Here is a 14,628-nt window from a genome sequence, read left to right on the forward strand (position 1 = left end):
ATGATTGATAAACAGAAACAAAACCTCAACATGAAGGTGCAGTGGGCGAAGTTCGCAGTGGTTCTCGCCCTCTACCTCCTCTTCCTGATATGGGTTGAGAGCTGGCTGGGACTCATCGTGGTTCCGTTCATCTTCGACGTTTACATCACCAAGAAGATTCACTGGCAGTGGTGGAAGGATGAAGAAGGCCCCGTGCGCTTCATCATGAGCTGGGTAGATGCGCTGGTGTTCGCTCTTGTAGCGGTTTATTTCATCAACCTCTTCTTCTTCCAGAACTATGTGATTCCGTCATCTTCTCTCGAAAAGAGTCTCCTCACGGGCGACTATCTCTTCGTGAGCAAGGTAAGCTATGGTCCTCGCATCCCTGAAACCCCGCTCACTATGCCATTAACCCAGCACACCCTGCCGCTGGTTAACGTGAAGAGCTACGTGGAGTGGCCTCACTGGGATTACCGCCGCGTAAAGGGCTTGGGCAACGTGAAGCTCAACGACATCGTGGTGTTCAACTATCCTGCCGGCGACACCCTCTGCAACGAGGAGCGCTATCAGGCGAATGATTATTATCAGATGGTTTACTCTATCGGTGACCAGCTTCTGGAGCAGAACGGACAGCAGCAGGATGTTCGCGTGCTGAACCCTTTGCAGCAGCGCCACTACTTCGAAAAGGTGTATGCTGCCGGACGCAACTACATCGCCAGCATGCCGGGCGAATATGGTGACATCATCAGCCGTCCTACCGACCGTCGCGAGAACTACGTAAAGCGCTGCGTGGGCTTGCCTGGTCAGACCCTGCAGATCAAGAACCGCATCGTTTATCTGAACGGAAAGGCAAACAAGGAGCCTGATAATGTGCAATATACCTACAAGATGAAGCTCAAGGGCGAGTTCCCAATCGACCTTGCCGATGAACTGGGAATTACCAACGAAGACCTGCTGATGTATAATCAGAGCGGCGTGATTCCACTCACCAAGAAGGCTTATCTGGCTCTGAAGGCGAACAAGAACCTGGTAGAGAGCATCTCCATCAACACCGATGCGAGATACGGCGACCTCTATCCGCTCAACGCCTACACCGGTTGGACATGCGATAACTATGGTCCTGTATGGATTCCGAAAAAGGGCAAGAGCATCGCTCTGACGCTGAAGAACCTGCCAGTATATGAGCGCTGCATCAAGGTTTACGAGGGCAACGACCTCAAGGTAGACAGCCAGGGCAACATCTTCATCAACGGCAAGCTAGCGAAGAGCTACACCTTCAAGCTCGATTACTACTGGATGATGGGTGACAACCGCCACAACTCAGCCGATAGCCGCTACTGGGGCTTCGTGCCAGAGGATCACATCGTTGGCAAGCCAATCTTCATCTGGTGGAGCCACAGTCCTGACCATCCGGGCTTCTCAGGCATCCGCTGGAACCGCCTGTTCAACTTCGTAGATAACATCAAGTAATAGAAAGATAGATTGAAAATCGCAGTTAAATTCCTAATAGCTTTAGGCTTGTCGCTGCTCCTGGTATGGGCGGTGCGAACCTATGCATTCACTGTCTTCACGGTGCCCGCCGGGGGTCTCCCTCCGCATTTGGAAGAGGGCAACCGGGTGATAGTGAATAGGATTGACTGCGATTTTTTCAATCGTGGCGAGATAGTGGTTTATGCCGATTCCGTGGCACTTCCGCTCCGCAACCAGCGGCGCAAGAATGTATTCATGGTGTATTTCATCGGGAGGATAGACAAGCTTCCGGGCGATACCCTCCGCATCGGCAAGGCGAGCTACATCATACCCACAGTATGCTGCAAGCGCTGCGGCTGCAAGGATTGCCGCTTCTATCTCCTGAAGACACCTGCCGGTGAGCAGCTGGTTCACAAGCATCAGATGATAGGCAAAGCCTATAAGCTATTTTGAGAATAAACACGTTATTAACTGAACTTTCGTATGTGGTTTAAGAACGGGCTGAAGGCCCAAAAGCTCCTAGCCCAGGGCATCGCCCTGGGTATAATGGCAATCAGCAAGGCGCCCTGTAAGGGCAAAAGCTTCTGCCCTTTCAGGGCGTGTGGAGCTTACATGCGAAACTTGAGTAAGAATTAATAAATACATAAGAATAAGAATTTGAAAGCATTATTATCCTCCACCTATTTCGGCCCCATTCAGTGGTATCAGAAGCTGAACCGCTACGACGAGTGCCTGATAGAGCGCCACGAGAGCTTTATCAAGCAAACTTATCGCAACCGCATGCTCATCCCAACCACCAACGGCCCCCTCGCCCTCACCATCCCCACGAACCACAACACATCGTTGGCGATGAAAGACATCCGCATCTCCGACCACGCCAACTGGCGCCATGTACACTGGAATGCGCTCCTCTCCGCCTACGGCGAGAGCCCCTTCTTCGAGTATTACCAGGACGACATTCGCCCCTTCTACGAGAAGAAATACGAGTTCCTCTTCGATTTCAACATGGAGATTACAGAGAAGATGATAGAACTTCTGGATATCCGTCCCAAGATTTCAATCACCAACGAGTACTTTTTAAGTGAAGAACGAAAAGTGAAGAGTGAAGAATTCAACAGCTTTACTAAGCATAAAGTTGAAAGTATCAAGGATTTCCGCGAAGCCATTCGCCCCAAGAAACCGCTTCCTGATGCCGAATTCGAGTCGAAGCGCTATTATCAGGTGTATGAGCAGAAATTTGGTTTCCAGCCCAACATGAGCATCCTTGATCTTCTCTTCAACGAAGGAAACGAGGCGATATTCTACCTATAATAATAAGGTAGAGTATCGCCTCGCTGCCTTTAAAAGCTCAGTTATTCATTTATTACTTGAATTATAGTTAATATCTTGGGTGCAATGGAACTTAAAAAACGAAAAAACGAGCTCCCATCCCCATGGAAACTCGTTTTTTTCATAATTTATTTGTATAAGTAAAAGATGATGATAAAACGTTTCACAACGTCTTTTTGTTTTAACTGATGCAAAGGTACAAACTTTTTGTGTCTTCTTTTCGTAAAGATTGCCTTTTTGTGGTATAAATTCTATTATTTTGCCACATAAAAAACAGAATTTACCCCCTGTTTAGTTAAAAATCCACCTTTTTGCGTTATTTTGTGGTAGCAAATCCCCAGTAAAAGTGCCTGATTTTGCTGTTAACTTAGAAATAGTACCCCAGCTTTGCGCGCAAGCCATTGTGATCGATGCCGAATCTATATTTGCCGTCCCATCCTGCCGGCTGCTTATAAGAGGTGCTAATACCGCCAAAACTCACGCCAGCCGACCAGTGCTTGCTGAGCAAGTATTCGCACCCCATTTCCGCATAGACACCAAAGCCATCCATGGTGTTGAAATCATCGTCAGTGCAGGCGTAGCCAAGGCTCAGCACCATATTCCAGATGAAGTGCTTATTCGTCTTGTAGGCCATTTTGTAACCCGCACCCACGAAATAGTTCATGATCACATCGTTGGCATCGTTGCCGAAGCCAGTAGGGATTCCCACCTTGGTTCTGCTGCCCACAGCATTGATGGAGAAGCCCATATAAAAAGGACGGCGGTAGGCGTTCGGCTGCTTCCACAGATTCCACAGATGGGCGTATTCCAGGGTAACGTCGAAGCCCGTAGGCGTTCTGTTCAGGCTTTTGCCGTTAGCCGTAAGAATTTCGTTGCTGAGCCATGAATATCCGCATCCGGCGCTGATGCTGTTGGAAGGCAGGAGATGCTTCTCGTATTCAATCTGGTTTAATTCAGAAAGAGTACCGATAGTATTTCTTTCGGTATTACTTTCGGTGAAACCTTCGGCGTTTTTGGCAACTGCAGGCGAGAAACTCGTCAGGCTTACCCACAACAATAGCGTCGCTGAGGCGCATGCTGCTAATTTTGCTACTGATTTTGAATTCATACGTTTATACTTAAAAAATAATAGTTAATATTCGGGCGCAAAGGTACAAAAAAAATACGGAAAACCATTTCAATGCGTTAAAGAATCCACTTCAATACGTAAAAAAGAAGCGTAAAAGCGTAAATGGATGCGTCAATGTGTAAAAAAGAAACGCTAATGCGTATAAATCTTCATCCCAGGCGGCTAGGGCTATTTCTCGTTTGAATCTTTTTTATATCTTTGCAGGTAGAGTGATATAATCTTCATTATTAATAACTTATAAATTTACTGTTATGAGAAGAATAAAATTAATCCTTTTCCTCTTCCTGTTTTGCATAGGAATACAGCCAGCTTTGGCAGAGGGAAGAGATCTTCTTTTTGAGGAGACCTTTGAAAAAGTAGTGGGAACTTCTGATGGTAAGACTAAGCTGAATCCATCGCAGTTGGATAACCCCTCGGGATGGACTTTTGATAATGTCTATGCCGGCGAGGGTAATCTGATTATCAAGGAAGGAGGAAGCATAACCCTACCGGTGATTCCTGAACTTATCGGCAACGCCTGTTTATCTGTCAATGCCATTCACTGGCATAATCCCGATAAGGAATATGATGATGATGACCCATTTTATTGGGATTTCCTGGCAAAAGTAAATGTATCTATTTCCAACGGCAAGCTCAGTTCTGATGAATGTGGCGAAGAGAGGATAAAAATGTATGGCGTAGATGGAAACAGTCGTTTGAAGATTACTGCGCCAAATGATATTGTGCTGCGCAGTGTTTCTGTTTATTATCCATTTGGATCTTCTGGTGGGCACTACATCAGATTCTCGCATGAGGCAGGACCTTTCTACGAGCCATTTGATTTAACGCTCAATCCATGGAATATTCAGGTTGATGATGGCGACAGTATATATAACATCACCGTTTATACATTAGATGGTTCTATGCCAAACCACCATTCCCAGCGTTATCATAAAGATGATAAAATCCATATCGCCTCTACCACTACGGTGCGTGCAGCCATGATTCTGGCAGACGGGTCAATGAGGTATAATGATCCTATGACCTATACTCTGACGAAGCGATATGACATCAACGAACAGCCGGAGAATACCTATCAGATAGAGGTAAAGCCGGGTCAGCTGAAAAAGCAGCTTCTCGATTTGGATCCTGATGAGGTAAACGGACTTGTGCTTACCGGCACCATGAATGGTGAAGACCTGAAGTTTCTTGCCGATGCCCAGGGACTCGTTGGAAGCCTTGCTTATCTTGATCTGGAAAAGGTGAAGTTTGAGTATGATGGAACCGTGTACAGAACATACTCTCCATCCAAGGGTTTCCATGAGGAACAAAAAATATATAATTATATCTTCAGCAAGGAGAATCGCACAGAGCAAGTACCTGCAGGATTTGGTTACAAGCGATACGATTGCTACCGTAATAACCTGGCATGGGCATTCTTCAAGAACGAGAGTCTTGTTACAGTGAAGCTTCCTGAGAGCATAACCGAAGTAGGAGAAGATATTTTCGGTGATTGCAAAACTTTGAGAGGTGTGAAGCTCCCAGAAGGAGTGAGCCGTATAAATAAAGAAGCATTCTATGGCTGTTCTATTTTAGAAACGATAAATTTCCCTGCGAAACTTACTTCTGTGGGGGATAATGCCTTTCGGAGTTGTTTAAGTTTGGAGTTGGATAATCTTCCAAATAGTCTTCTGTATGTTGGCCGAGAAGCATTCTGTGATGTTCCGTTGAAGGCTCTTAAGTTAGATAGAAAAGTGGAGATGGGCGCAGGCGCCTTTTCTAATACTCCGATTACCGAAATCGAGATGACAACGCCATGCGATAGTATCCGGGAGGGTACATTTAGAGACTGCCCGAATTTGACGAAGATTACGATAGGAGAGGGCTTGAAGTATATTGGCTATAGTGCCTTTAGTAATTCGCCAGTAAAGGAGGCAAATCTACCATCCACACTTCGTGATATCAGTTCTTATGCATTCACTGGTTATTCTAGTTCTTACTGCCCGTTTATCAACGATATTCAGCCAGAGAATCATATCCGCTATATTGGTAAAGTGGCTTATCAGTGTGTGGATAAAAATCTGGAGGAATATACTATCAAAGATGGAACCGTAACATTGGCAGATAATCTTTTTGAAAATTGGCAAGGAAATGCAACCACATTCCATATCCCAGCTTCTGTGGAGCAGATAGGTAGCCGGGTTTTTGCCGGTACGCAAATAAAGACTCTGCCTGAAATGCCGGGACTCAAGCGAATTGGTGATGAGGCATTCTATCAATGCAAGAATCTTAAAAAGGTAACCATTCCTGAAACGGTGGAGTATATTGGTGGTGGTGCTTTCTATGGTTGCTCAAATATTTGGAGCCTTACCTATAATGCAATCAATGCCGAATGCGAGCGTTTAATGGAGTCAAATATACCTCTGGAGAAGATTGTCATAGGTGATAAGGTACGTCGCCTGCCGAGAGGAATTTTCTCTGGTAGAGAGTTCACGGAGGTAACTCTTCCTGCTTGCTTGGAGCGAATAGACGAATTTGCTTTCTATGGATGCAAGAATCTTACAACCATCAATTTATCTGATAGCATCAGATATATTGGAGATAATGCATTCTATGGTTGTTCTTCTCTGAAAAATATCCACTGGCCACTTCGTTTGACAACGATAGGAAGTCGGGCATTTAGACAAACAGCCTTAGAGACCATTTCTTTACCAGAAGGCGTTACGAGTGTAGGAGATGGAGCTTTCTCTGATTGCCCCGCTAAGACGGTTTATATTCCTTCAACGGCTAATGTAGAGGATAATTTCACCTACAGTTTTTTGAAGAAAGAAGGGGGTGATTGCGTCATAACTTGCATGTCGCCAATACCTCATCCACAAGCTGAATGTTGGAATGTAGGCGTTGCTGCCATCAAGGTGCCTGCCGAATTGGTAGAGCAGTATAAGGCTCAGTTCCCAGATATTGCTGATAAGGTGATGGCAGTTAACCAGGTGGGTGCAATGGATAAGGATTCTAAAACCTCGTTTGCTGCAGGCATTTCAGAAGAAGCTGATTTGGGTGATGCGGTGATTGGAGATGTTTATGTTACGGTGGGCGATGGTGATGGCTACGACAGTACTGATGGAAGTATCGTGCTCAATTCTACCATGACTGCTGCCGAAGTGGCAGGAATAGGCAGCTTGGCACCAGGAAAATCGGATATTGCCAATCGCTTTAATGGATTAATCGTAAAGGTGAATACCGGCGACGGAACGATGGTGATAGATTGCAAGACTGTGGGTAAAAACACGCTCAATGTAAAGGTGGGCGAGGCGGAACCACAGGCCTTTGTTAAATCGGATAGGGGAACCATCGAGGTGGCTTATCGTGTAGATAAGGAAACTTGCGTTTATATCTATGGAGCCGAGCAGGAGGTGGCTGATGATACAGAAGCTGCAAAGGCTCACCAGGTAGCGGCTTGCCGCCCATTATCACGAGCTGCGGCACTTTCGGCTTCGGCTTCCGAAAACTGCGTGAAGATTTATGCCGTAGGCGTATCTCAGTCAACGGGCATCAATCATACTTTGATAGATGGCAATTCGCCTATCATTGGCTATTACACCTTGGATGGTGTGAAGATAGAGCAGCCAAATGCTCCTGGCATTTACGTAGTTCGTAGAGCCGACGGAAGTAATTATAAACTGGTGATAAAGTAGATTGTAATTGTCTTAAACTATGCCCTTAGAAGCATTAACGGTGGTGTTTCTAAGGGCATCTGATTTTGAATTCGCGTGGGGGGAATGATGAAAATGTAACGTTAAAAAAAATAACTCGCTCTAATTTGGACTTTGATTGAAAATCAAGAAGTTGGGCGTTTGCCTATATTATATAGGTAACAATATGGAAACGAGCGGACTTCTGCTCGTTTCTGTATTTTGCAATATGCAAAGAACACCTCAATTTGGGGGCAAAGATACGATATTTTTCTAAATATCCAATGATTTACAAGAGGAATTTTATGGAAATTAGAACTTTTTATAGTAAAACCTTGCTTCACAAGTAATTTGAGATTAGAAACATCAGTGAATCCAAATTTAATGTATATTGTCAGTTTCCACAATTTTCACCGTGGTACACCTCTCAACAATATGTACCACAGTGAAACTTCTTTTTTTATATAGTTGTGCGAAAAAACATCAAGTCAATTCTTGTCTTCATCTGTCGAGCCAATTCTTCAATTTCATGATTTTGTCTTTGCTGACCACAATTCGCAACTCAGGAAATCCATGAAGGCTAATGGTCATTCTGTATTTGAAGAAATTGGTGAGTTTGTCAATGCGCTCGATATTTACCATATATTGGCGGCTGACACGGAAGAACAAATTGGGATTTAATTGCAGCTCCAAGTCATTCAAAGATTGGTTGATGGGTACAGAATTACCATCACTAAGGTATGCCCTAACGACACCATTCTCTGATAAGAAATAACTAATGTCAGTTGTCTTGACAAGTTTGAAGCCATCATAGATATGCACAAGGAAATAGTCTCTCCATTTCTTACCTGTTGCCATCCCCATTTTCTCCATCAGATCTGAGTAATCTATGACTTTATTGCACAGGGCTTTAGCCTTTGTTAGAGCTTTCTCCAATTCTTCTGTCAATATCGGTTTCTGAAGATAGGCGATGCCATTGCTCTTGAATGCTTCCAAGGCATATTCATTATAAGCCGTGGTAAATATCACAGGAGAAGTTGGGGCTATCTCCAAGAAAGCCTCGAACACATCACCATCGCCCAGTCTTATATCCGCAAAGATTACATCCTCGTCATGCGGATTTTGCAGATAGTCAATGACCGCTCTCATTGTTGTTAATGGTCCTTGTATTTCCATAGAGTTGTCTATGTTTTGCAAGAGGCGTTTCAGTCTTGAAAAGCCACGTTCTTCGTCTTCTATGATTAAAACTTTCATGATTTTGATAAGATTGGAAGTTTAACTTCAAAATATTTATTGTCGTTACTAACGACTAGTTCCTTTCCTAATTGACTATAGCGCAGACGCAAGTTTGACAATCCCTTTTGTGTTGTAGGTAAAGTGCTCTTTATCGGATTCACTACATTTCTAACGATAATATATTCGCCATGACAATACACTGAGATAAAAAGCGGTCTTTCCTTGGTATGACAGTTATGCTTTATCGCATTTTCTACCATCATTTGTATCGCCAATGGCAAGGTCTTATTCTTGCATCTTTCCAGTTCTTCGGCAATTTCCACATGTATGGTATGAGGAGAACTTATCTCTTGAAGCTCACAATAGTTCTTCACGAAATGAATCTCTTCATGTACTGGCACCGTCTCATCATCCAGATGTGTGACTACATATCTATAGATTTCAGAGAATTTCAGAGTGAAACTTTCTGCCTGTACAGGATTCTCCTCAATCAAGTCTGCCAACGTGTTGATGCTGTTGAATATGAAATGCGGATTCATCTGCAGACGCAAGAGATTATTGGTAAGCACTACGTTTTCCTTCTCTTTTCTGATGAGGATGGAGCAATAATATAGGCACGCATTCACCATGGTCAGCAATGTGGCGATTAATCCAAAAACATATAATCTGTCCCAATATACATCGTTCCCAGCATGCCAAAGGCTATCAAATATGTTTTCAAATGCAACAGCCCAAACAGAATTGGCTAGCAACAACAATAGGATATGGGTGACAAAACGAGGATTGCTTATCTTGTTTTTTACAAAAATGTCACCCAAGGAAATAGAAACCCACAAAGAGAATAATGTGTAAAAGGAACAATATACTATGTCGAAGCACAAGTCCTCGAAAGTGACACCTGTACCCACAAACGTATCAAAGTCCATCAGTGCCCATAGCAAGTAGGAAAAGATGCATGTGGTGATGGATATGATGAACCAACTCTTTATAAAACCATGATATTTCTTCATATTACTCATTTTTGCTTGCAAATTTAGTTTTTTTTTTCGAGATAGACAATAGTAAAAACCATGAATGACGAAAAAACACTCATGAATCCACTATTTTCGCTTATGAACCATTCATAGTATAGTAAGATAAGGTTCATCTGTGGTTTTGAGTGATTCACACCTCAATTTCTCCGAATCACGATGATTGTACTTGCATAGTCTGAAATATCTTAATACTTTTGCACTCGAAAAATTTAGGTTAAATCAAAAATAAGGTAAATGAAAAAGTTAATTTTAGCAATGTGTACAGCTTCACTTCTGTTCTCATGTACAGATGATGATAGCCTAAGTACAAACTCAGCCCCAGTAGCAGACAATAATGGAATTGAGGTTGTAGAAGTATCCAATGGAAATGTTGTACAAGGTACACGAACATTGGGTGATGGAGAACTTGCGCTGAAATTTGATTCAGAGGCTAGTTTCCAGAAGTTCAAGAACGAGTTACTTAACGAGTCTAGTTTCGCAAGAACCGAGACTATTAGCAAATATGGCATCAAGAATCTTTATGATTTAGCAGATGATGCAGACGCAGAGCTTGAAAAGATTGGTAATGAGGCAACATCATTATCTGATTTCAACGCTAAATACTCAGAGTATAAAAAGAAGTATGAGGGACTGTTGATAACTGATGCTTCGGACAATTCTGATGTATCATTGTATGTACCTAATGCTGATTCACCAGAATCATATATTGCGAATAAGGATGGCTATTTCGTTGTTGGAAATGAAGTCAGAAAAATTAGTGTAAATTCTGAAAACTATCCAAATTATCCATCCCTCCCATCTACCCCTGGTCAGAAAGTACCATCACAGGAAGGTACAGTTGCTGGCACTAACAAAGTGGAACTCAGACCACGCAGCAACACCAAGATATATTTTGAAGCGTATGCTCAAGGGTATTATCTTCGAGTAAAGATGAGTGCTAAGAAACATATGTGGTATGGGTGGAAAAATGACCCACACCGTCAATATTTCTTTGATTCCTATCTTGACAACAACTTTGTCTATCTTGGACAAGGAAAATATGGACAAGAAGCCATTGTCAATAGACTTCCTAGATATATCTTCAATAACGAGAAGGCAGTAAAGAATGGCTTTGACATCATTTTAGGAAAGAGACAGACCGCTGCTAAGTTTACTGGAGAATTCCATGTCTGGTCAGACTTGACTTCTGAACATGACAAAGATGGAAATGACATAACAGAGAAAGTTGGAAATTTTGTCATGCCTAAATGCTTGGAAAGCAAAGCCCAAATTGTAAAAATAGACATTCTATAAAATTATAAGACGATGAAGAAAGTATTTTTAGCTATGCTTATCATGGCAAGTCTCTTACCTTTGTGCAGCATGGCACAACAGGGAGTCAAGGTGGATTTACATACTGGTACAAACTTGTCAGGTTTTGTTGGTGGAAATTCCTATGTAGCCCAAGATCAAAAAATGAAAATGGGTGCAAGTGTAGGTGTTGGGATATCCTATGAAACAAGCAAGAACTTTGTCTATTCCTCGGGAATTGATTTCTTAATGACGGCAGGTAGCTATACCGCCATGTCAGACTACTATAATGGTGGACTTACAGCTGCATTTCCTACGGTAAATTCAAGAGAACTATCCATCCAAATTCCTGTCAAGTTTGGATATGACTTCACTCTGGGTGAGAAGTTGCATTTCATTCCTTCTGTTGGTGCGTATGGAAGATTTTCCATGGTATCTATCAAGGAGAATGTAACCGAGAATACAGATGGAAAGTCTGGTAATAGCTTCAAATGGAACAGCTTCAACAACTATCAACATAATACCAATCGCCTTGATGGTTATAAGCGATGGGATGTGGGAGGCTTAATTGAAGGAAAGTTTGTTTATGCCAATCGTTATGCTGTAACATTAGGCTATTCTCGTGGTTTTCTTGACAAGTCACCTCAGTTTAAATTCAAGAACCACAGCTATCATCTGACATTGGGATATACATTATAGTGGTTCTCCTTGATTTTACAACAACAATGAAGACACTTTGTGGCAATTCTTGTAAAGAATAACCACAAAGTGTCATTTTTTATATTTGCTTACTAGAATTATCCAAATACCTGCTGCCACAACGTTTTGTTGCTTACGATGATCCTGACATCGGCTTTCATATACTTTTGCAGTATAGGAGTATTTTGTCCCTGTGTGCTCACTGTGGCTATAGCCATAAAATAGTTGCCATCTTCCCTATGTATGAGCCTGGCATTATGGCTTATAATGTTGCAGTTATAAGATACATTGTCGTTACCCTCGAAAGATACATGAGCCGTCCTTGGCTCATCGAAAAGATACAAATACTTGTATGGTACAAACACCTGCATCGTTCTTTGATTGACGACCTCACCATTAGCCTCTATGGATATAGGATAAGGTATCTTGTAGAAAGCAACTGCGAGGGCGAGGACTATTATCGTAATGACAACCGTTCCCAAGCTGACGAGGCGAGGAGGAACTTTGCCTATCACGTTCCTCACCTTCTCGCTTCTCAACTCGATGTTATCTGATTCTTTTTCTTTCTGTTCCATATCAAAAGTATTTTTAGTTTCCCAATTCCAACTGATTCTTCACAAGGTTATAGTATGCCCCTCGCTTGGCGGTCAAAGACTCATGGTTGCCTACCTCTACCACCTTACCATGGTCGATGACCACGATTTGGTCGGCATTCTTCACCGTGCTTAGGCGATGAGCCACAATCACAACAGTCTTTCCCTTGTAGAACTTATCTAAGTTCTCCACGATGCTTCTCTCATTGTTGGCATCGAGCGAGTTGGTCGCCTCGTCCAGAAAGATATAGTCTGGATTCTTATAAACAGCTCTTGCTATCAAGATGCGTTGTTTCTGTCCCTGGCTCAGTCCCACGCCATCACGTCCAATCTTGGTGTTGAACTTCAGAGGCAAAGCCATCACATATTCCTTAATACAAGCTATCTCTGCTGCTTTCAACAATCGTTTCTTGTCTATGTCGCCATCATCAACGGCTATGTTTCGTGCGATACTCTCCGAGAAGATAACACCATCCTGCATGACAACACCACATTGTCTGCGCCACCATTTCTTGTTGAGCTTGTTGATGTCGGTGTTACCAATGTTGATTTGTCCTTCCAAAACAGGATAGTAACCAAGCATCAAACGGATGAGGGTGGTCTTTCCACTGCCAGAAGCACCAACAATAGCTGTCACCTTACCTTGCGGAATGTGAATATTCACATCGTCTATGGTCTTACGCAAAGCATGTGGGTCGTACTTGAACATGATGTTCTTGATGTCAATTCCCTCACTCTTGTCCTCGATGGAAGTTAGCAAGCCTTCCTTTCCGTTCTCATCATCCATCTGGTGAATCTCGTTGATACGCTCCAAGCTAATCTTCACATCTTGCAGAGAATAGAAGAAGTTCATCAGTTGCTCTACAGGTGAGTTGAGCTGTCCGATGATGTATTGCACGGCAAGCATCATACCGAGTGTCATTTGCCCATGAATCACGGCGGTTGCTGCTACAACCGTAATAATGATGTTCTTCACCTCGTTGATGAAGATACTTCCTGCCTCCTGTGTCTGTTGGAGTTTGAGAGATTTCATCTGCACCCCAAACAAGTCTGCTTGCGTGTCCTCCCATTCCCATCTTCTACGTTGTTCACAATCCTGCAACTTGATTTCCTGCATGGAGGTGATAAACTCATAAGTTTTGTTATTGTTGATGGCTTGCTGCTCAAACAGTTCGTAATCAAGCACCTTTCTCCGCTTCAAGAACAAGGTCATCCATGCGCCATAGAGGATGCTTCCCAACAAGAAGATGGCAAACACTAACTTGTTATAAAAGAACAGCACCACCGAGAACACCAAGAAGGTAAGTATGGCAAAGGTAATATTGAGTGTCTGCTGCGTGAGGAAGTTGTTCACACGGCTATGGTCGTTCATTCTCTGAATCAAGTCGCCCATGAGCTTCGTATCAAAGAAAGACATCGGCAACTTCAAGAGCTTGATAAAGAAGTCGCTAACCAATGATATGTTGATGCGCAAGGATATGTGTAGCAACAACCATCTGCGGATAAAGTCTATTGCCGTTCGGCTGATTGTAAGCATCAACTGTCCCAACAGAATAAGCCAAACAAAGCCAATATCTTGATTCTTGATGCCGACATCCACGATAGACTGAGTGAGGAACGGCAGGACAAGCTGCAAGAGGCTCCCGACTATCAAGCCCAAAATGATTTGCCCGAAGTACTTGCGATATTTCTTCACATACCCAAAGAGAAAGCGGAAAGACCGCTTCTCTTTGATATTCTCTTCACCTTGCATCTTATAAGTAAAGAAAACAGGAGTGGTTTCCAAGAACATAGCAATGCCCTTGTCTTCACCATTGGAGCTCGTGCTTATCCAATGTTGCTTGAACTCCTCTAACGTATAAACAACCAATCCCTTTCCTGGGTCTGCTACATAGAAGTTCTTTCCTTTCTTGACTTTATACAAGACAACAAAGTGATTTTGGTTCCAATGAAGGATACAAGGCAAAGGGACTTCACCTAGCACCATAGTTGTAGCTCTAGCGCATGTAGTATGCAAGCCAAGTGTGTTTGCTGCCTCATTGATACCTAACAGAGAGACTCCTTCCGCAGTAGCAAAACAAAGTTTCGACAGAGAATCCAAAGTGTATTCTCTGCCGAAATATTTACATACCATTTGCAAGCAGGCTATTCCGCATTGCATGGAGTCATGTTGATGTATAATTGTTATTTTTCTCATT

General features: G+C 43.0%; 11 protein-coding genes. 6 read left to right on the plus strand and 5 right to left on the minus strand.

Going from position 1 to position 14,628, the window contains the following annotated elements:
- The 3 genes from lepB to KUA49_RS14385 all read left to right on the plus strand — a co-directional run bounded on the left by lepB (position 1) and on the right by KUA49_RS14385 (position 2,760).
- A complete protein-coding gene (gene lepB / locus KUA49_RS14375; protein ID WP_218413223.1) occupies positions 1–1,449 on the plus strand; it encodes a signal peptidase I in 1,449 nt (482 codons plus the stop codon).
- Positions 1,450–1,461: 12 nt separating this feature from the next.
- Entirely contained in the window at positions 1,462–1,902 is a 441-nt protein-coding gene (locus tag KUA49_RS14380; protein ID WP_203041695.1) for a S26 family signal peptidase, read from the plus strand.
- Between the two features lie 204 nt (positions 1,903–2,106).
- Complete coding sequence (locus KUA49_RS14385) at positions 2,107–2,760, plus strand: WbqC family protein (RefSeq protein ID WP_203041696.1); 654 nt, start codon at positions 2,107–2,109, stop codon at positions 2,758–2,760.
- A 385-nt stretch (positions 2,761–3,145) separates the two neighbouring features.
- On the opposite strand, the gene KUA49_RS14390 is transcribed toward KUA49_RS14385, so the two are convergent.
- Positions 3,146–3,886, minus strand: coding sequence for a hypothetical protein (locus tag KUA49_RS14390; RefSeq protein WP_218413222.1), 741 nt, complete (start codon positions 3,884–3,886; stop codon positions 3,146–3,148).
- Positions 3,887–4,158: 272 nt separating this feature from the next.
- On the opposite strand from KUA49_RS14390, the gene KUA49_RS14395 reads away from it, so the two are divergent.
- Entirely contained in the window at positions 4,159–7,581 is a 3,423-nt protein-coding gene (locus KUA49_RS14395) for a leucine-rich repeat protein (protein WP_218413221.1), read from the plus strand.
- A gap of 498 nt (positions 7,582–8,079) precedes the next feature.
- On the opposite strand, the gene KUA49_RS14400 is transcribed toward KUA49_RS14395, so the two are convergent.
- Together KUA49_RS14400 and KUA49_RS14405 are read right to left on the minus strand one after the other, a co-directional pair.
- A complete protein-coding gene (locus tag KUA49_RS14400) occupies positions 8,080–8,832 on the minus strand; it encodes a LytR/AlgR family response regulator transcription factor (protein ID WP_218413220.1) in 753 nt (250 codons plus the stop codon).
- Positions 8,829–9,824 carry a histidine kinase gene (locus KUA49_RS14405; protein ID WP_318331625.1) on the minus strand — a complete coding sequence of 332 codons (996 nt, stop codon included), beginning with the start codon at positions 9,822–9,824 and terminating at the stop codon, positions 8,829–8,831. The genes KUA49_RS14400 and KUA49_RS14405 overlap by 4 nt, the downstream gene beginning before the upstream one ends.
- 258 nt (positions 9,825–10,082) lie before the next feature.
- On the opposite strand from KUA49_RS14405, the gene KUA49_RS14410 reads away from it, so the two are divergent.
- Both KUA49_RS14410 and KUA49_RS14415 read left to right on the plus strand, forming a co-directional pair.
- Positions 10,083–11,141: a DUF4848 domain-containing protein gene (locus tag KUA49_RS14410; RefSeq protein ID WP_218413219.1), complete on the plus strand. Its 1,059-nt coding sequence runs from the start codon at positions 10,083–10,085 to the stop codon at positions 11,139–11,141.
- A 12-nt stretch (positions 11,142–11,153) separates the two neighbouring features.
- Complete coding sequence (locus KUA49_RS14415) at positions 11,154–11,837, plus strand: outer membrane beta-barrel protein (protein WP_218413218.1); 684 nt, start codon at positions 11,154–11,156, stop codon at positions 11,835–11,837.
- A 98-nt stretch (positions 11,838–11,935) separates the two neighbouring features.
- Here KUA49_RS14415 and KUA49_RS14420 read toward each other — a convergent pair whose 3' ends face one another.
- Both KUA49_RS14420 and KUA49_RS14425 read right to left on the minus strand, forming a co-directional pair.
- Positions 11,936–12,412, minus strand: coding sequence for a hypothetical protein (locus tag KUA49_RS14420; RefSeq protein ID WP_256624894.1), 477 nt, complete (start codon positions 12,410–12,412; stop codon positions 11,936–11,938).
- Positions 12,413–12,425: 13 nt separating this feature from the next.
- Positions 12,426–14,627, minus strand: coding sequence for a peptidase domain-containing ABC transporter (locus tag KUA49_RS14425; RefSeq protein ID WP_218413217.1), 2,202 nt, complete (start codon positions 14,625–14,627; stop codon positions 12,426–12,428).
- Between the last annotated feature and the right edge of the window lies 1 nt (position 14,628).

Source organism: Segatella copri (assembly GCF_019249655.2).
Taxonomy (GTDB): Bacteria; Bacteroidota; Bacteroidia; order Bacteroidales; family Bacteroidaceae; genus Prevotella.